Origin of the sequence: Vibrio sp. Isolate22 (genome assembly GCF_022398115.1) — a bacterium.
Lineage (GTDB): Bacteria > Pseudomonadota > Gammaproteobacteria > Enterobacterales > Vibrionaceae > Vibrio.
On the sequence record NZ_JAKEUW010000006.1, the window covers coordinates 72127 to 91023 of the forward strand.

The following is an 18897-nucleotide window of genomic DNA, read 5'->3' on the forward strand; positions in this document are numbered from 1 at the left end:
AAACACGAACTTAGATTTAAGTCATTATATTGCCACAAATAAGATTATAGAGAGCTAGGTCATGACAGACACAAAATCACAGAACCTAAATGAAATCGCAGATGAAGCACTAGAAAGCTCTATTGTTGAACACTTAGTCGAGCGCTACGAAGAGCAAGAAAACAACACCTATCTAGCAAGTTCTAAGAAGCTAATGGAAACGGCTTCTGGTAGTTCTCCACATGAAATTTTGGATATTTTTAAGTCTAAAGCTCAATACTATTCAGGTGTAAAAACGGTAACAACCACTTTGAAACACACAGTGCTTCTTGTGACGCCGCAACTGGCAAGGGATATGTTGGAGTTTTCTAGGCGAGGCGCCATAAATTCAAATAATAAGAACCGAAAACTCAGTCGTGCAAAGGTTAAAAAGTATGCAGAAGCCATGAGTAAGAGCCAATGGTGCTTAACTGGAGAGCCAATAATTATCTCTGCTGACGGGGAAATACTAAATGGGCACCATCGACTAGAAGCGGCATTAGAGTCCAATTCTAGATTCATTGCTCCGGTAACCTACGGTGTTACCGATGTCTTATCTTTTGCACATATTGATGTTGGTAACACACGTACCAGATCTCAAGTACTAGAAATGGCAGGAGTGAAAGTGAGTGCTTCGGTGCTTTCTCGTATAGCAATGCTCTCGAAAGCATTTGATACAACGTCAAATCCTTATGCATTTCGAGGTACTCAGGGAACCTCATTTCAACCAGCTGAAATTTTGGCTTATGTTGAGGAAAATGAGGAACTTGCCTTATCGGTCGACTTTGTCGCAAAAATCGTGAAACGCCATAAACTTGAAAGCCAAGTATCTGAAGCAATCTATGCTTTTGCACACTCATTGATTAAACGACAACTAAAACAGAACCCACCCATTTCAGAGCTGCCTTTGTCACCTGAAACTTATCTCACCCGAATCATTTCCTCATTGGGGTTGGAATCGGAAGCTGATATAGAGTATCAAGTGCGCAACTATCTACAGTCATTAGTTCATGAGTCAACTTCTTATTCATTACTCTGCAAATTATCGGCGATATTCAAAGGATGGAACATGTATTTAGGCATTCCAGTAGTTGGTAATAAAGTAAGTGTTCGTCGAGTTGCTCGTTATCGAAAGGATGAAGAAGGCAATAGAATTCCAATGCAATCCGCAGGAAACATTAACGAAGCTTTCACTATCCCTTGTATGAACAAAGGGTCAACACCAAAGAGGATTTTAAAACAAGCGAACGTAAAGGTTTTAGGCAAGGAAATTCGGAAATGAGAGGGGTGTATACCGAGACTCTAGCTTGGTATCGGTTTAATAGCGCACAATCTAATTGACACATACTCTGCTAAGCTAACGAACGTTAGCCTAACTAGCGTTAGCTTAGCAAAGCAGAAATTTAATCTTGTGTTTACTGATTCATACGCAGTGTGACACTTATGGTGGTTAAGCATGACCTAGTCGTACCGGACTGTCCCTTATGCCACCAAAATCGCTTCTGGACAGAAATCATTTAGACTCGATGCCCTAAATAACCGTCGATTCATTACTTTATGTATTCTTCTCCAAGCAGTCCCTCGCTTCATATAAAGTTGATAATAAATATGCAAAAGGCAAGGCTTCCACACCTTGCCCCATCTACAACTTAAGCCGCATACCAACCGTCAGCCAACACTTCAGCCTGCTCAAGCACAAGCTTAATTGCTTCTTCTGCCGCATCAGGCGGGTATTTCCATCTACGCAGTAATCGACGTACAAGATTACGCATACGAGCACGAACACTATCCCTCTTTTGCCAATCAACCGTAGCTGACTTACGTAGTTGGTGAGTTAATTCAATAGCAAGTTTACGTAAGTTGTCATCACCAAGCTCTTTGACCGAAGATTCGTTGTCGACCAAGGCGCGATAGAAGGCAATTTCGTCGACAGAAAGGTTGAGTTTATCTAGCAACTCGCCATCTTCTTGCATCTCTTTCGCCCATTGAATCAACTCTTCGATAACTTGAGCCGTTTCAATGCTGCGGTTATGATATTTTTGAAGCGTCGACATAATACGCTCAGAATATTTCTTCTCCTGTACGACATCGTTCTTCATGCGAGATTTAACCTCATCACGAAGTAGCTTTTCTAACAGCTCTACAGCGAGATTCTTCTCCTTCATGTTCTTCACATCTTCCAAGAACTCTTCAGAAAGAAGCCCGATATTCGGTTTATCAAGACCAACCATTGTGAAAATGTCATCAACACCATCGGCTACCACAGCATTATTTAGAATTTGCTTCAATGCTGTATTGCGCTCCTCATCGGTGCGTTTCTTGTCTACCGTTGAGTGCTTGATAAAAGCTGTTTTTATCGCAGAGTAAAAGGCGATTTCGTTCTTATAACCGTGAGTTTCATCCATGGTGCTACACAGTGAATATGCTTTAGCCAAAGCCGCCATCACATCGAGGAATCGCCTCTTTCCGTCCCTGACTTGTTTTCCGTTAGCGTCAGTATGAGATAAACCTGACAAATGGTTAACTGCTCCCGGTAACAAGCGCAATGCATCCGTTTCAAAGTCAGGACGGTAGTTGAATACCTTTGTCTCAACAGGCGTTGCAAACATCCCTCTGATGATATCAACTTTCTCCATTAATACCGCAAACGCTTCTGCCGTATCGACGGTGGGTTGCCCCTTACCTTGGCTATTTGTGTAGGTTTTTAATGCATTTTTAAGCTCATTTGCGATACCAATATAATCGACAACCAAACCACCGGGCTTATCTTTAAATACTCGGTTTACACGAGCAATCGCCTGCATCAGGTTATGCCCTTTCATTGGCTTATCGATATACATAGTATGACAACAAGGCGCATCGAATCCTGTTAACCACATGTCTCGAACGATAACGAGTTGAAGCTCATCGTCAGTATCTTTGTAGCGCTTCTCGAATAGTTTTTTTGTTTTCTTATCGTGAATGTGAGGCTGCATCTTCTCTTTGTCTGATGCGGAGCCTGTCATCACAATCTTGATTGCACCTTTATCGGTATCTGGGTGATGCCACTCTGGTTTAATAGCAACAATAGCATTGTAGAGGTCGACACAGATCTCTCGGCTCATCGAGACAATCATTGCCTTGCCGGGAAATGTCGATGTTCGAGTAGTGAAGTGCTCAACCAAATCTTTTGCTACTTGTTCAATGCGAGGCTCTGCGCCTACCAGCTTTTCTAGCGTTGCCCATTCTGATTTTACTTTTTCACGATCTGCCGTTTCTTCATCTTCACCAATCTCGTCTTCAACTTTATCGTTAAGTTGCTCAATTTCATCTTGGTTAATATCAAGCTTAGCAAGACGAGATTCGTAGTAGATAGGAACCGTGGCACCATCATCAACGGCATCTTGAATATCGTAGATAGAGACATACTCGCCAAAAACACCACGCGTGTCTTTGTCATCCATTGCGATAGGCGTCCCTGTAAAGCCGATGAATGAAGCATTCGGCAGTGCGTCACGCATGTACTTGGAATAACCATAAACGTACTTGTGACCTGTTACCGTGCCGTTTTTGTCCTTCACTTCCACCATCTTTGACTTATTGCCATACTGGCTTCGGTGCGCCTCATCAGAAACGACAACGATATTACTTCGTTCAGATAGTCTAGGGTGCTCTGTCTCTTCATCTAATAAAGCGAATTTTTGAATCGTCGTGAAGATGATGCCGCCAGATTGGCGATTTAAAAGCAGATCACGTAGTGCATCACGATCATCCGCTTGTTGAGGTATTTGCTTTAGCGTCTCTTGCGCCATCCCAAAGGTGTTGTAAAGCTGACCATCTAGATCATTTCTATCCGTCACCACCACGATTGTTGGGTTATTCATGGATGCTTGCTGTAACAGTTTACTTGCGTAGCAAACCATAGATATGCTTTTGCCACTGCCTTGAGTATGCCAAACAACTCCAGCCTTACCACTGCCTTGCTTAATCTTTTCTAGTGCAGGGATAGTGCTCTCAAGGTAGTTACCTGAGGTATTGGCGGCGCGAACTGTTGCCTCAACAGCCGCTCTCACCGCATGAAACTGGTGATAACCTGCAATTTTCTTGATTATTTTGTCGTTGACGGTTTCGAAGAGTACAAAGTAACGAATGTAATCGAGCAATAAATCTTGCTTGAAGAAGCCACGAACCATGGTTTCTAATTGAAACTCCAATAACGGTCTGTCATCCTCTGTAGCAACGGTTTTCCAAGGTAAGAATCGTTCTTTATTTGCGGTTAATGAACCAACACGAGCTGTCCAACCATCACTGACGATCAACGCTTCATTGAAAACAAACAGGTCTGAAATTTCATCTTTGTAGGTTTGAAGCTGATTGAAGGCATTCCAAATATCGGCATGCTCATCGGCTGGATTTTTTAGCTCGATGACTGAGATTGGTAGTCCGTTAATGAACACAACAACATCAGGACGACGATTGCCTTTCGTGCCTGTAATGGTGAACTGATTCACGATAAGGAACTCATTGTTATCTGGCGTCGTAAAATCCATTAACTGAGCGTGAGTATGCTTTGTCTTCGATTCGCCATCTTCAACAGCAGTGTATTCAACAGGCACCCCTTCAATCACAAACTTATGGAAGGCGCGGTTGTTTTTAATAAGAACTGGCGTATCAGGGGAAGATACCGTGTTAACCACATCATTCAGTGCCTCTATCGGAAGCTCTGGATTGATAGCTTCTAACTGATTTAACAGCCGCTGCTTTAATACTACTTGATGATAATCGTCACGCTCTGGGGAGTCACCGTCAGGAGCAATGTCATAGCCATTTTTGTAAACGTAGCCTTGATCGATAAACCATTGGAGACATTGTTGTTCTAATTGCTCTTCAGTAATCATTCGCACTCCTTCATTAATTTATAGAGCAAAGCTTCAATCGACTCATCATGTTCACCCTCGGGGTACCAGATTGGAAATATATTAGCGCGAGCTAATACTTGTTTCCTTTCCAGTCGATTGTCACCAGCCTTTAATTCCAAGAAAGCATAGTGCCTAGGTAAAGAATCATGCCCCTTATCAGTAGTAAGATTTTCCATCTTCTTTATTGTGCGATCAGTATTTAAACTTGCACCGAGAAATAGCAAAGAGTCACGAAAAATAAGACGCTCAAAGAAAGTTGCGACATCACCAGCATCCTGATAAGCCAAATTATATTCATCTTGTAGTAACACACGGTCAATTACTTGATTGCATGTACCGTGAATTTTTACTAGAAGTCGTGGCTTCGTCATCAAAAGGCGAGTGACTTCAGACAAATTTCGTCCTGATTTAACTGCTCCAGCCTCAAATGACTGATTTTTATCGGCATATATTCTTTCAAGTAATGAATCAAAATTCGTCGTAATTACGTGTTTATCTTTGAAAATAAACGGCAAATAATGAATTGCACCTTCCATAGGTTTTTCATTATCAAATGTTGAGTCTAAAAGCTCATTAAAGACAGGGGGAGTCATATCATCATGAAGCAACTGAGCTGCCTTTTCATACAAACCATCATTTAATAATTGTGATAACTCTTCCTTTCCAACGTTTGATTCACCACAACATTGGTACAAAAAAGATGTCCAGCTAGGGTAACCACTAGGAATAGATAAACCGGCCCCAACAAAAGGTACTAAATTTCCTAAATTATAGGTTCGAATCAACTGCTCAAAGCGGCCTTGATTATCGTAATCTCCTAGTATTTCATTTGCTTTTACAAGCAACCCTTCTTGTTTTTCAGTCAACCAATCATTAAACGCAAGAGCGTAAGTCTCTGGTTCTAGTCCATTTAGTATTTTGCACCTTTCGAACTCTGATCCAGCGATTTCAACTATGTCACCGTCTGAATTTAGCTCTTCATCAAATAGAGGCTTTAAATAATCCATGTTCACAAACTATTTCCCCTCTAACTCGATTTCACCGGAAAGCGAGTTAGAAGACGAGCTTTCCACCGCACTATCTGTAATCCAGTCTTTAAGTGAAATACCAGCCCGATACTCAGGAGAAAAGTAAACAAAATCACCTCGATCTTTGTATACAACACCAGTTATAAACGAATTGCTATCGAAGAAACTACAACTGATTGGTTCCCCATTTTTAGTAAATAGCCCCATATCCTGTCTGCGACTTCCCCCAAATCGATTAATTTCGATGACTGGTGATTCATTGAATAAAACTGATGCTATGCGTTGCTGCTCGAAAGGCAAATAGTGAGTATTAATTTCATCTGTGGATACTACGATCAAACAATCGTCGGTAGGCGTTACAATTTCACGAGCTAAATAACCTTTGTATTTTCTAGCTTTTTCAGCCAATACAGCAGTTAGCCGCCTTTCGTAATCGGGATCTCTTAAAGGGGCTGATATTAAGCTGGTTCTGCTTTTCTGTTGTATCTGCACCTCACCATTTGGTGTGTCATTACCATTTTTAGGGCACACAGCTTCTAACCAGATGCTATCGCAACCAAACGGCTTCTTGAGCTGAAAATCTGGGCCTTCATCTTTCGAGTCAACATCTAAATTAAGGTCAATTAAATACTCAGCAAGCTCCAACTCTAAAAGAGATTGCCAAGGCATACTTTTAGATTGAGACTCGAACTTAGAATCCAAAATGCCACCTTCATCAGACTTGTACCCGCTAACAGATTCAAATAGTTCTGTCAGGCGTACTTCTAGTTTTGAATAGTCAGGATGTACATTCATTACTTACTTACCTCATCGACTGCTAGCTCAATTTCTCCTGATAGCAGTTTAGGAAGCAAAGTATCTCGCAAGCTTGCAAGTTGTTCATTCTGCTGTGCATTAGATGTGATGGCATCGTAAAGTGGCTTAACTACTTTACGATAAGCTCTCAATATATCTTCGCTTGGCACAACAACTGAAATAGGTTTGAAGCTCTTCTTGCTAATCTCAGCAAACGTACTTCCACTTGCTCTTTGTTTGATCTCATCCATTCGGTGAACACACCATTGGAGAACAAACTCTGGCGGCAACACTTTCTCACACTTCATTGCGATATAACCTTGGTTAATCGCCATAGGAACTTTAGCTAGAGCAAGATAACCAACTGGTGCACGGGAAGACAAAAGAACAGTATCCACTGGTAACAAACCAGAACTAACTTTCTTCAAACCAGCTTCAGTGAGTTTACTTGCTGTATCCAATAAGACTTTGTCTTGAACACCGGAGAGATCTTTTGGAGAAGTCCAATGGATGTGACCATCAACCCAGAAGTCATCATTCTTCTTAGATGGTGTACCACCACCGACAACAGTAACCTCGTCACCAATTTCAGATAGCTTCCAGCCTTCAGGTAGGCCAGTTTCGCTAACTAGCTTTTCTGGGAATAGCGAGGCAGTAGCCGCATCCATTCCCTCTGGTCGCTCACCATTCATCTTGGCTTTTACTGGATCAAAATCGACAAACCATGACTTGAAGATGGCTTGCCCCATTTGTTCTAAGGTTTGGTTGATTTGGTTGTTGAGATGAATCTTATGTTCTATCGATTTGTACACCCCACCAATTTGTCTAGAAATTTCTATAGGAGGTTGAGGTAGCATGAGCTTGTCAAAATAGGCTTTTTTGAAGTGCGGTATCACGTCACTACTATCAAAATTCTTGATCTGATATTGAACCTCTCTTGACCTTAAAGAAGCTAAGAGACAATAAGGGTCAATAATCTCTTTATTAACCCTGAGAGCAACCATATCCTGCGCAATTGAAAAGTCTATAGTATCGGGGACAAGGCAGGCTGCACCGTTTTGGCTTCCTTTTAGTGTAAAGAGTATATCTTCAGGCTCAGGGTGGGCTCTAAACCAATTTTCATAAGTTTCTTGGGATATATACCTGACGTTTTTATACTCAGGATACAAGCTATGATTATTAACACAGTTTGTAGCAATTAAAGCTAGATGACTTTTCTCAACTGTTGGTACTGTTTTTCCCCTATTATCCACAATGAGTGTCAGGCAGTTTTTTAAGCTAATTTGAGGCCAATTACTCATATTTCGTATCCTAAATTGCTTAGGTTATTTCTAATCTTTTCAGTCAATTCGTCGGCTTCTATTAGCTGTTGTTTTAGGGCGATACTCAATGTCTGCATTTTAACCTCAAATGGAACACCATCGTCTTCTTCAGCAGCCGCACCAACGTAACGACCCGGTGTTAGCACAAAGTCATGTTTGGTTATTTCTTCAAGCGTTGCTGATTTACAGAAACCTGCGTGATCTTCATAAGCGACACCATGAACCTCTTCACCCGTTTTCCAAGCGTGAAATAGGTCTGCAACTTTCTTAATGTCATCAAAACTGAAATCACGTAATACTCGGTCTTTCATGTAGCCAAGATTACGAGCATCAATAAATAGCACTTCGCCTTTACGGCCACGTAGCTTACGACCTGCTTTATCAACGCGAGGGTTCTTGTTCTTAGTTAAGAACCAGATACAAGCTGGGATCTGAGTGTTGGTAAACAGTTGGCCGGGTAGCGCCACCATACATTCAATCAAATCGTTCTCGATTAATGCCTGACGAATAGTACCTTCGTTGTTAGTCGTTGAACTCATAGAGCCGTTTGCCAACAGAAGCGCCTGAGAGCCTTCAGGTGCTAGGTGATGAAGCATGTGCTGCATCCATGCGAAGTTAGCGTTACCTGATGGCGGTTGGCCGTATTTGAAGCGAGGATCGTTATCATCTACGCCAGTGTTCCACTCTTTCATGTTGAATGGAGGGTTAGCCATGATGAAATCAGCACGAAGATCAGGGTGCTGCACGTTAGTGTAGGTACTTGCAGGCTCTTTACCGAAGTCGTAATCAAGACCGCGAATCGCCATGTTCATCGCCGCGAGTTGCCACGTTGTGTGGTTGTATTCCTGACCGTAAATAGAGATCTTCTGCTTCTGAGTAAGAGCATCAACCTTCTTCTCATTTGCATGACGCTCGATGAACTTCTCTGATTGAACAAAGAAACCACCAGAACCCATCGCAGGGTCATAGACACGGCCTTCAAACGGTTCAATCATCTCAACGATAAGTGTTACGATGGATGCTGGCGTATAAAACTGACCACCTTTTTTACCTTCAGCCAGTGCGAACTGACCAAGCATGTATTCGTATACGTGACCTAGTATGTCTTTACTATTTAAATCAGCATGAACAAACGGGATTGTCGCAATCAGGTTAATAAGCTCATTCAGCTTCGCTTGGTCAATCTTCAGTGAAGAGTATGACTTGTTCAGTACACCTTTCAGTTTCGGGTTGTCACGCTCAATGCCTTCAAGTGCGTTGTCAATGAGGTGACCAACTGAAGTAATTTTCTTAGCTTTGCCATTAATATCGAGTTCAGCACCACCAATAACCAATGGGCCGTTATCTTGCAGGAACTGCCAACGAGATTCAGTAGGTAGCCAGAACACGTTTTTCTCTGTGTAGAAATCACGCTGTTCCAGTTCAATCGCAATCTCTTCTGCTAGTTCTTCTTCCGAGAAGTCAGCAGGATCCAAGTAGTATTCGTGATCAGGATTAGCAATGTCAGCATTAATTTCATCCTGACGCAGCTTAAACGCATCAGAGACGTATTTAACGAAGATTAGACCTAACACTGCATGTTTGTACTGCGCTGCGTCTAGCGTTGAGCGTAGCTTGTCTGCGGCGTTCCAAAGCTTGCCTTCAAGCTCTTTCAAATACTGTTGTTCTGTTTGATTCATTAGAAGTTTTCTTGTTATAGAAATATTCCGTCAATCATACCACTGGATGCAGCATTGTCTTTGATTTCTGCCTTACTTAAAGAGCATTTTTATGAAGTAAGGAGCACATTATGGAAGCTTGGAATAAAGGAAAGCGTGTAGGTCAGAAGAAAGCCTTCAAACTAGAAGACATTTGGCGCATCCGTATTCGACTTGAATTGAAGGAGCGCTTATTTGAGTTGGCATTGTTTAATCTTACCATCGACTGCAAATTGAGATCCTGTGATTTACGTAACTTGAAAGTCCAAGATGTCAGTCGCAGTGGCTGTGTGATGTCGAGAACAATCGTCAAACAGCAAAAGACCCAGCAGGAAGTACACTTCGAGATAACACCCAAGACTCAACAAACATTATCGCAGTGGATCATTCAAAACTCATTGTCACCAACAGACTATCTGTTTCCAAGTCCACGCCGTGAAGGTCAACCCAACGGTTAACCATTACTACACCACCATGGTTAACCGTTGGGTTACTGATATCGGGCTAGATAAGACGCAATACGGCACACATTCACTGCGCCGAACAAAGGCTTCTTTGATCTACGCTAAAACCAAGAATCTTAGGGCTATTCCATTACTTCTTGGTCATGCTAAGTTAGAAAGCACGATTGAATACCTTGGTGTCGAGATTGAAGATGCGCTAAGGATTTCGGAGAGTTGTGAGACGTGAAATTTAGCATTAACCCTTATAAAAAAGCCCCACTACGTCAGCAGTGGGGCCATATAGGGTGGTCAAGACGACTGTGGGACATAGCACCAATCCAGAAGCGAGACCAATCTTTCGGTTTATCAGCCAGTTAACTAGAACTAACCAATCAAAATCTGTATTCTTGTCAGAACTATAGCAAAACTCACCATTAGGAGCAACTCTTGAAAGTTGATACTGGCATACTTAGTCAAAACCTGACCATTACCGAATCTTTCTTTCTTGGTGCGTGGTTCAACATGACTCATGAATTAAGTCTAGACAGTGAGAGAGCTAGTTTCCTTCATTCCATAAATGGATGTCAAGAGTTGTTGGTTCTTCTTGATTTTGGTGAAGCTTACGGCGGTGCAAACAAAAGGTATGTTGTAGCTAGCGAGCTAAATAACATATTAAATACAGACCCAATTGTCACAAAGCCTGCATTTAATAAGCTGACAAAAAAAATGCTCTCGCTTACCACCCCAAACGATCAAGGAGAAGGTGAAGCTCCGGTAAACAAAGCACCAGAGCTAGTGCGCTCCCATCTAGTGGAGTATGTGGATCAATTACAAAAGCACTATATCGAAACTGGCCTCGATTACCTCGAAAGCTTGGTTTTCCCTGAACACCCAAATGATAGCCATGAACACCTTGAAAAAATCCTAGTTGTTACAGAGTCAATTATCTCAGGATTAATTGCTTCAGGTTATAGTATCAATGAGTTACATAATTATTACCGACATCTACTAACTAAATTCGATGGTGAAGAGCAATTTAGCGATAGATACCAGCACCTAAAAACCGTCTTGCTGGAAGAAAGTAAAGAATACGAAATTGAATTGTCAGTCAGCAATAAAGAATTAGCTGAACGCTTAGCTCATGGTTCAACATGGACATTTGGTTCAATGAGCTTAAAGCGAAGCTCTAATAATGATAAAACCTTGAATGCGCTAATGAAGATAAGTGCAAGATCGCGAATCGCAGCAGGTATAAAAGCGCATGATAAACTTGGGGAAATTCTAGATGCATTAAGCTTTGCAATCCCAAATATTAACCTATCAATTGCAAAGAATTTCAAATCGATTGATACATCGACCCAGATAGAAAAACAAATTCGTCTTCACTCTCCAATACCTAATCATATTCACAAGATGGACAATGATGAACTACAAAGGTTTATCGGTTCACTCGATAACTCTTTGACGGACACAAAGTTAGCAGGAGCTTATCGTCAACTGAGGATCAACACATCTACTGAGAATATTGAGACTAGATTTGTTGGTAATTGGACTGCCTTAGAAGCCTTAACTCGCGATGTGCCGCTAAAGACCAATAAACCCGGCGATGATGAAAAAGTTACTCTGGCTGCCGTACCACCAATTGCTATTGACTATGTGATCAAAAGGTTGCGGACATATAAGGTGGCACTTACTCATATAAACAAGACTCTCTTTACGCTAGATAACGGGGAGCAATTTGACATTAGTAACTTAACTATTTTGGAAATGTTTTCAACCTTCCGCTGTTCAGAGAAATCGAACAAGATATTACAAGAACTCAACGACTTTCCTTTTTTTAAGTATCGCTTAAATTCATTCTCAAAGCTTTGTCAAGACTCCTTGAGCTTAGCCAAAAACATTGACAAGCATACTCAAAAGGTTTCGCTGCAAATTAAACGCCTATACCGTGCAAGAAACATACTGGTTCATGATGGGGGTCGCGTCAAAAACCTAGAGCTGCTATGTGCGTATGCAGAACACTATTTAAAATGTAATTTGAATGCAATTACGGCAGTAATTGCATCGAAACCGACGGTGACAAATAGTCAGGTTGCATTACTAAGATTGGCAGATGAACTTAAGGATGTGAAACTGCACTTGAACCCTGCTATCAAGGAGTTAAAGAAAAAGCAAAAGAATGGTAAAGACCCAGAAAAACAATATAAAGATCAGAACTACAACAAAACTGAAGAACTTGAAGCCTTAATAAGCTTATTTGTTCAATAAACTAACAAGTCCAACGCTTTAAAAATAAGTTATGCCTTAGAGGTTTATTCTAAGGCGCTTTTGTCCCGGAGCTAGCCGGAACAGGTTCGTACTAGAGATCTAATTAAATGGTCAACTTCAGCGTGCCACTGCAACCACTGCAACCACTGCAACCACTGCAACCACTGCAACCACTGCAACGATATTCAACTTATCTTTTCATAGCAAAGAACCGAACAACTTTGCCAGATGTTCTTGGAGAAGGCTATAAACTATCAACAAGAGCAATATTGACACTGAAACTTAACTAGTAGATTGATACATAAGAGGTTTCAGTCTTTTTCCATCTAGAGTAACTTGATCCGAATATATCATTAACTGAGAATGACCATGAAGGCCTCTCCATCGGAAATGTAAAGGAACCCTATAAATTTCCCGATCATTGACGAGCATAACAATATTACTCTGCTCATCATCCTCTAGAAGCAATATGGGCTGATAGTTTATGGCTTGCGCAAAAGATGAATAGCCACTTGATTCTCTTAAAGCATATGGAAAAATCCAGATGTTGAGGGATGCATGAAGGCTAGTGTTTAAAGGTTTTGGCAGGGAAATATTAAAATCGCTAATATAGACGACCATATTTTTAGGGAATGCAATGCCATGGTGCACTTGTACTCTTGGTATGCGAGTTTTTAAACGCCAAGTGTCTATGATTAGTCTACAAGCATCCCTGAAAGTTGGACTCGCCCCAAATCTTCTAGCTTTCTGACTGTCGTTGGTGATTTCATTATTGACCTCCTAAAACTATGAGCTTAGACCTATTGCGAAGGTGAAGCCCTGTCTATAATGATTCTGGAGCTAGAATTTTCGAACATTTCGCAGGGAAGCCTCTGCTGAGTAATGGACAAGACCAAATTTCCATATCTAAACTAAGGTAACTTCAAGGTCTTGTGTCGATTGAAGAGGTACTATCTCAGCTTGAACAAGGAGGAAATGATGACTGAGTCTACAAGACATCACAACATCCAAGTGCTTACAAATAATGGTTTCAGGCAGTTCTCAAATACTACTGTATTTTTCAAAGAGGCAATAAGCGTCATATCACCATCCGTTGCTCAAAATTGCACTGGTGGTTATTGGTTTGATTTACGTAAGGTCAATCTCGACCGTCTATCTACAAATGCGTACCTTTTGGTACGAGTGGTGCCTGACCAGTTTATCCTGATAACACTCTCTGACATCAAAAGCCTTATTACAGAGGAATTGATGGATAATCGCCCTCACTCAGGAGATGTTTGGGGTGTAAAAATGGACTTTAACAATAGCAACTGTAAAGTCCAGCTCTACAGCAACAAAGACTCGACATCGAGGGTTTACTGCAACGTTCTTACTGTGGATAGCGTAACTGAAGCTCTGCGATCACTCTAAGGCGCTTTTGTCCCCAAACGTGGTACTGCAATACCATATTCACCAGCGGCTCTTTCATCATCTGGCATAATGAACAATCATTAATAAGGTATTGGCTATATGGACAAAATTCTCATGCGGAGCTTGGTTGTATTCTTGATAACCTTTAGTCACCCGTCTTTTTCTCAGGATGCGATAAACGATGGAAAATCAATCGCAGACAACTGTCGTGAAGTCGGTAAAACAGCACAGTATTTCATGACTTTTCGACAAATGGGAATGGAATACAACACGATGGAAGAAACCCTAAAAGGAGCCACAAAAAGTGTTGATGAGTACACCAGAGGTAAAATTATTATTGGGGACGTATTTGAATACCCAATTGTTCAAGGAAAAGAAGAAAAACAACAAATGGCCACGCATTATTCAGAATATAAAGCAGGTGAGTGTTTAATGGGTTATATCAAGTAACATTGTCCAATTCTTGTCACTAAGGTGTGATAAAGACTGCTCCGCTAACTTGCTTCTTTCCCTATTAGAGCTAAAAGCCCGGAGCCGCTAACCGGGACGGGCTTGCTATTACTGTCATGCTTGTTGCCTACTGGCCTTTGTCACAAGTTGAAACTCTAGACCGGAATTTTTTGACTTTCTGGTTTTGTAGCGAGCAGGGTATAGCTCAAAAAAGTCCGAGAGCTTCTTTAAACCATAGTTTCTGGTATCAAAGTCGGGCTTCAACCTTTTCAAATAGTTACCAACTTCCCCCAACTTAGCCCATCCAGACTCATCACGGTAGTTCTGCCATGACTGGTGCATCAACCTCCACAGTTCACGATCTCCATCTTTTACTATTAACTGTTGAGGGTGCTCTTCATCAGGCTGTGATTCTTCTGGGGTGATAGAAGATAAATTCTCTATCGCAACAAAGTCATCACAAGCGTTCTTAAAGGCAGTTGGTGTCATAGACTTACCAACACCGATGACATGGATTTCTGATTCTCTTAACCGTGTAGCTAAGCTAGTGAAGTCACTATCACTAGATATCAGAGCAAAAGCATCAAACCTTTGGGTATAGAGCAAATCCATCGCATCAATGATCATCAGAGAGTCAGTGGAGTTCTTCCCAGTTGTATATGCAAATTGCTGCTTTGCCTGTATTGCCAGTTCGTTTAGCGGCTGCTTCCAGTTCTTTAGATTATCGGAGGAAAAATCCCCGTATGCTCTTTTGACGATGATCTGGCCGAAGCTGGATAACTCTTCTACGATCAAACTTAATTTTGTGTGCGGTGTATTATCTGAATCGATCAGAACCGCTATTCTTTTATTTCCCATATTCCAACTTGTTCTTGATTTATTATCAAACTCAACGTACTAAACCCATATAATCTAGCACAAGAGCCGAGTTGGAAGTTTGGAGGACATCGAATTCAAGAAAGTCTTCTGGGTTGTTTTTGTCCGAATGAGTGCTATTACAGGAAAAATGTAACGCGTCTTTGGACAAAAACACGTTAAAGTATGGATTCTAACGGACTAATTTTGGGTTAGAAAAAGTATTTTGAAGCCTTAAAGGCTTGTATGTAAATACTTACCGAAATTCATTGAACATTTCGATTTGGTTTGAAATTCGTACTGTATGAAGCCATTGGGAGCCAACTAAAGAAAATATGATGATGGCTGTACCATCGTTAATGAAGTCTTCATCTGGGATATATTGAGCTTTGAGGTTTCCAGAAGAAAATGCATATTCAGGATCCAAGTTGTAAAAAGCGTACTTTCGTAGAAGATTTTTCGCTACGGAGCCTTCAGGTAAGACTTCGTCAACAGAGCACCACCTGCCACCTAACTTTATATAGTTATATTCTTCGTCAAGCATTGTAATAAGGTTTCGAACGAAACTTGGTTCAATCTCACCTTCAGCTAACGCATCCAAAAAACCTGTAAATTTCATACTACTCCTGTACTTTGTCTATTCACATCAACGCTCTATTAAAGGGGGAGCAACGCAATACCGAAGCAACTGCATACCACATTAAACACTAAACCAACGTATAATTACAATTCCACGCGTTGCAAATTACTCTTAAACAGTTAACCCTCAAGTTTTAATGCTATTTGCGATAACTCTGTTAATACAAAGAGACGCTCATTTTTTATGACAATAACAACATTGAAACCTTGATCCCAACAGTTAGCTAGTTTCTTTTTGACGAATTCTAACCCTTGAGCATAATCCAGTGTGGGTGAAGGTTGATTGTGATAGATCAGCAACACATCAACGTCAGCTCGTTTATAATGAGCTTTAAGCTTTTTCTGCTTTCCAACCACCGTATCAGCTATAGATTGAGCAAATTCTCTTTCCACGCTATCGCCAACCCAAGGAGCACCAGTTAGCTTCTCTTTGGTAGCTATTTCACGCAGTTCATTCGTACTTCGACTTGCTTGACCCCATTTAAATAACGAAGAATCTAAGACTGACTTATCATTCTGAACTTCCGGTAGTGTCTGAGCCCTCGCATAGTCAGAATGAATAATTTCCGTTAACTCGACACCATATGTTTTTCCCGACATTTCAATCCAATAATCGGGCTTTTCGGACTTTTCAATTGAAATAGGGAAACTAATAACATTGTGACAATGCAAAGTAGACAGAGCTTTGTGGATAGTCCACGTTTCGCAATGCTCCGTTGTACGTTGTTTTCCTCTCGGAGGAACTACAACATTTAGCTGGTCTAAAATTTTATTAAATTGAACAGTACAGCTTGCTTGATAAGTCATGCTTACCTCTTGGGAATTAACGAATGACATGGATTCCCCCTACCGAGGATCTGCCACACTTATGTGGTACTTAAATGCATCGGAGGCACCATGTCTGATTATTCTTATTTCTGCGGTATCGACCTAGCTAAAAACCACTTCAGTATTCATGCCGTAGACCAAAATGGTAACGTCATACTTCATAAGTCAGTAACCCGCTCTAAACTACTGACTACAATAGCAAATATGCCACTCATGCGTATAGGCGTTGAAGCGTGTGGTGGTGCACATTATTGGGCAAGAACACTTAACAAACTCGGTCACGACACCCGCATTATGGCTGTTAAATACGTGGTTCCTTATCGAACTAAAGGGAAGAACGACCTTAATGATGCAGTAGCTATCTGCGAAGCTGTTCAGCGTCCATCAACTCGCTTTGTGCCCATAAAATCCCCCGATCAACAAGCCATCTTATCGGTACATAGAATGAGAGAGCATTGGGTTCGTGAACGTACCGCGCTTATGAATCGCATGCGTGCCCTACTCTTTGAATTCGGATTAATCATTCCTGTTGGTCGCTCTTCATTGATGAAACAGGTTCCCTTAATACTCGAAGATGCAGAAAATGAACTACCACACCTCGCAAGAACGGTGATAACCGATGCTTATCACCACCTTGACGAACTCAATCAACGTATCGCCGATACTGAGCAAGTCTTCGATTCTTTTGCTAAGGTCAGCGCTAATGTTCAACGAGTGATTAAGGTTCGAGGTATCGGGCCGCAAACTGCAACAGCGATACTCGCTTCGATAGGTAATGGCTCTCAATTTGATAAAAGTCGCGATTTCTCTGCTTGGCTAGGCTTAGTACCAAAGCAATATTCCACAGGAGGAAAGCCTCGTTTAGGCCGGATAACCAAACACGGCGACAAATACTTACGAACATTATTAGTTCACGGGCAAGGACCGTGATTGCCAACCTTAGCAACAAGCAAGATAAGTTAAGACCACTTGCGGAGAGCCTGTTAATGCGGCGGACACACTAGATGTCATCTAACGAATAGGCAGTCGCGCAAGTCATCAGGGCCACGACGTATGCGAATCGTCGATAAGTAGGCCGAATGTAGAGCGGCAATCCAAAACCAATCAATATAAGTTTAGCGGATGTTTGACAACCGGGGAAATCCATGTTGCCGGGTTAAATGGTGAACAACGCCAACCATCCAACCTAAACCATTGTACAATAAACACTTAATTCAACTTAAACTAAGATCGCCAAGCGTTGTGAATCCGTTTTAAACGCCTTGTAAGCGATATTTTCCAAGGTACACTGGTCCAAGAATCTCTAGATGCTTGTTCCATAGCTCAGAGATCAACTTAATAGAAAATAAATGAAACGATTGAACTCCAAGTTGTTCTCTTTTAACTAGACCAAGTAACGGTTCGAAGTCGCTGTCATTAAGCCTAAAGATTGGTGTATGTGCAGCTTTATTTCTAAGCTCTCGAAACCAATCGTAAACCTGAAACTGGAACTCATCAATGACTTGTTCTTTCCTAAGCTTTTCCAACCTTTGATTATGATTTTTTAGTTTCACTACCGGAAGGTAGTGATCTGATAGTGTTTTGACGATCATCTCCACAAATGAGTGAGAAACGATAACTAATAATCGCGGATTGTCTTTAACAAGACCAATCTCATCCCCGACTTGTAACATGTAATCAGAGTCCACAAATACCTCCATATTACTAACTAACCCAATCTGGCCACATAGATAACTCGCTTTTGTCCCAAAAGGAATCAGCTCATGATTGCATGGAACAAAGGCAAACGCGTCGGGAGCAGGGAGTATTCAAACTTGAGGATATATGACGTATCAGGATTAGGCTGAAAGTCGAAGACCGATTGTTTGATCTTACACTCTTTAAGCTAGCTATTGATAGTAAACAACAGCTTACCAATGCAATTATTTACCCCATAAAATCAACAACCTAGATTGACATAAGATTCGATCGCATGCAGTAAGCAAAAATAAATCGTAATGTAATACTTCAAGATTAACATCCTATCCGGAGTTCACATATGCGTTTACCTACTTTCCGTATCTTTGCCGATGACGCCTTCTTATATCAGTTCCAACAAATGAGTCGCACAGCTCAGGACGAGTGCCTGCAATTTCTTTATGATGAGGGATACGATGTTCATGTCATAGCAGACAAGTTGAGGCTGAGTCGTTCAAGCATTTACAACCGTATTCAGGCCAATCGTGGTCGCGGCCCTAAATAACGAC

The 18897-nt window shown here is 41.3% G+C and carries 14 protein-coding genes and 3 pseudogenes; 8 read left to right on the top strand and 9 right to left on the bottom strand.

Annotation, left to right across the window (positions count from 1 at the left end):
• The first annotated feature begins 61 nt into the window (after nt 1–61).
• Complete coding sequence (locus tag L1D55_RS05860; protein ID WP_239916819.1) at nt 62–1300, top strand: chromosome partitioning protein ParB; 1239 nt, start codon at nt 62–64, stop codon at nt 1298–1300.
• A gap of 367 nt (nt 1301–1667) precedes the next feature.
• Here the strand turns inward: L1D55_RS05860 and L1D55_RS05865 are convergent, their stop codons facing one another.
• Genes L1D55_RS05865 through L1D55_RS05885 form a run of 5 tightly spaced genes read right to left on the bottom strand, consistent with a single transcriptional unit; the run spans nt 1668 to nt 9740 of the window.
• The gene (locus L1D55_RS05865) at nt 1668–4895 is read right to left on the bottom strand and encodes a type I restriction endonuclease subunit R (RefSeq protein ID WP_239916821.1); all 3228 of its coding nucleotides are present in this window, start codon (nt 4893–4895) and stop codon (nt 1668–1670) included.
• Nucleotides 4892–5923, bottom strand: a complete 1032-nt coding sequence (locus L1D55_RS05870; RefSeq protein WP_239916882.1) for an SIR2 family protein — start codon at nt 5921–5923, stop codon at nt 4892–4894. The genes L1D55_RS05865 and L1D55_RS05870 overlap by 4 nt, the downstream gene beginning before the upstream one ends.
• Before the next feature lie 9 nt (nt 5924–5932).
• Nucleotides 5933–6739 carry a hypothetical protein gene (locus L1D55_RS05875; protein ID WP_239916823.1) on the bottom strand — a complete coding sequence of 269 codons (807 nt, stop codon included), beginning with the start codon at nt 6737–6739 and terminating at the stop codon, nt 5933–5935.
• Complete coding sequence (locus tag L1D55_RS05880) at nt 6739–8040, bottom strand: restriction endonuclease subunit S (RefSeq protein WP_239916825.1); 1302 nt, start codon at nt 8038–8040, stop codon at nt 6739–6741. The genes L1D55_RS05875 and L1D55_RS05880 overlap by 1 nt, the downstream gene beginning before the upstream one ends.
• Complete coding sequence (locus tag L1D55_RS05885) at nt 8037–9740, bottom strand: class I SAM-dependent DNA methyltransferase (RefSeq protein ID WP_239916827.1); 1704 nt, start codon at nt 9738–9740, stop codon at nt 8037–8039. Before L1D55_RS05885 ends, L1D55_RS05880 begins: the two co-directional genes overlap by 4 nt.
• A gap of 110 nt (nt 9741–9850) precedes the next feature.
• On the opposite strand from L1D55_RS05885, the pseudogene L1D55_RS05890 reads away from it, so the two are divergent.
• From L1D55_RS05890 to L1D55_RS05905, 4 genes and pseudogenes are all read left to right on the top strand, one after another.
• A pseudogene (locus L1D55_RS05890) lies at nt 9851–10448 on the top strand (tyrosine-type recombinase/integrase).
• A 200-nt stretch (nt 10449–10648) separates the two neighbouring features.
• Nucleotides 10649–12469 (top strand): hypothetical protein, encoded by a 1821-nt coding sequence (locus L1D55_RS05895; RefSeq protein ID WP_239916829.1) that lies wholly within the window; start codon nt 10649–10651, stop codon nt 12467–12469.
• 978 nt (nt 12470–13447) lie between these two features.
• A complete protein-coding gene (locus L1D55_RS05900) occupies nt 13448–13879 on the top strand; it encodes a hypothetical protein (protein ID WP_239916831.1) in 432 nt (143 codons plus the stop codon).
• Between the two features lie 99 nt (nt 13880–13978).
• A complete protein-coding gene (locus L1D55_RS05905) occupies nt 13979–14329 on the top strand; it encodes a hypothetical protein (RefSeq protein WP_016788350.1) in 351 nt (116 codons plus the stop codon).
• 114 nt (nt 14330–14443) lie between these two features.
• Here L1D55_RS05905 and L1D55_RS05910 read toward each other — a convergent pair whose 3' ends face one another.
• The 3 genes from L1D55_RS05910 to L1D55_RS05920 all read right to left on the bottom strand — a co-directional run bounded on the left by L1D55_RS05910 (nt 14444) and on the right by L1D55_RS05920 (nt 16630).
• Nucleotides 14444–15187: an NYN domain-containing protein gene (locus tag L1D55_RS05910; protein ID WP_102454732.1), complete on the bottom strand. Its 744-nt coding sequence runs from the start codon at nt 15185–15187 to the stop codon at nt 14444–14446.
• A 253-nt stretch (nt 15188–15440) separates the two neighbouring features.
• A complete protein-coding gene (locus L1D55_RS05915; protein WP_239916832.1) occupies nt 15441–15803 on the bottom strand; it encodes a hypothetical protein in 363 nt (120 codons plus the stop codon).
• A gap of 140 nt (nt 15804–15943) precedes the next feature.
• Nucleotides 15944–16630, bottom strand: coding sequence for a hypothetical protein (locus tag L1D55_RS05920; RefSeq protein ID WP_239916833.1), 687 nt, complete (start codon nt 16628–16630; stop codon nt 15944–15946).
• Between the two features lie 90 nt (nt 16631–16720).
• On the opposite strand from L1D55_RS05920, the pseudogene L1D55_RS05925 reads away from it, so the two are divergent.
• Nucleotides 16721–17613 (top strand): annotated as a pseudogene (locus L1D55_RS05925) (IS110 family transposase); the annotation flags it as partial.
• Nucleotides 17614–17904: 291 nt separating this feature from the next.
• Here the strand turns inward: L1D55_RS05925 and L1D55_RS05930 are convergent.
• A complete protein-coding gene (locus L1D55_RS05930) occupies nt 17905–18339 on the bottom strand; it encodes a DUF4145 domain-containing protein (RefSeq protein WP_239916834.1) in 435 nt (144 codons plus the stop codon).
• Nucleotides 18340–18414: 75 nt separating this feature from the next.
• Between L1D55_RS05930 and L1D55_RS27685 the strand changes: the two are divergent.
• Together L1D55_RS27685 and L1D55_RS05935 are read left to right on the top strand one after the other, a co-directional pair.
• A pseudogene (locus L1D55_RS27685) lies at nt 18415–18554 on the top strand (integrase); the annotation flags it as partial.
• A gap of 135 nt (nt 18555–18689) precedes the next feature.
• Nucleotides 18690–18893: a hypothetical protein gene (locus L1D55_RS05935; RefSeq protein ID WP_239916835.1), complete on the top strand. Its 204-nt coding sequence runs from the start codon at nt 18690–18692 to the stop codon at nt 18891–18893.
• The last annotated feature ends 4 nt before the right edge of the window (nt 18894–18897 follow it).

Bases quoted from the DNA above. Each gene is read 5' to 3' on its own strand.
- L1D55_RS05875 (WP_239916823.1), bottom strand. From the start codon at position 6,739: ATGAATGTACATCCTGACTATTCAAAACTAGAAGTACGCCTGACAGAA.
- L1D55_RS05865 (WP_239916821.1), bottom strand. From the start codon at position 4,895: ATGATTACTGAAGAGCAATTAGAACAACAATGTCTCCAATGGTTTATC.
- L1D55_RS05920 (WP_239916833.1), bottom strand. From the start codon at position 16,630: ATGACTTATCAAGCAAGCTGTACTGTTCAATTTAATAAAATTTTAGAC.
- L1D55_RS05935 (WP_239916835.1), top strand. From the start codon at position 18,690: ATGCGTTTACCTACTTTCCGTATCTTTGCCGATGACGCCTTCTTATAT.
- L1D55_RS05910 (WP_102454732.1), bottom strand. From the start codon at position 15,187: ATGGGAAATAAAAGAATAGCGGTTCTGATCGATTCAGATAATACACCG.
- L1D55_RS05870 (WP_239916882.1), bottom strand. From the start codon at position 5,923: ATGGATTATTTAAAGCCTCTATTTGATGAAGAGCTAAATTCAGACGGT.
- L1D55_RS05860 (WP_239916819.1), top strand. From the start codon at position 62: ATGACAGACACAAAATCACAGAACCTAAATGAAATCGCAGATGAAGCA.
- L1D55_RS05915 (WP_239916832.1), bottom strand. From the start codon at position 15,803: ATGAAATTTACAGGTTTTTTGGATGCGTTAGCTGAAGGTGAGATTGAA.
- L1D55_RS05905 (WP_016788350.1), top strand. From the start codon at position 13,979: ATGGACAAAATTCTCATGCGGAGCTTGGTTGTATTCTTGATAACCTTT.
- L1D55_RS05885 (WP_239916827.1), bottom strand. From the start codon at position 9,740: ATGAATCAAACAGAACAACAGTATTTGAAAGAGCTTGAAGGCAAGCTT.
- L1D55_RS05880 (WP_239916825.1), bottom strand. From the start codon at position 8,040: ATGAGTAATTGGCCTCAAATTAGCTTAAAAAACTGCCTGACACTCATT.
- L1D55_RS05900 (WP_239916831.1), top strand. From the start codon at position 13,448: ATGACTGAGTCTACAAGACATCACAACATCCAAGTGCTTACAAATAAT.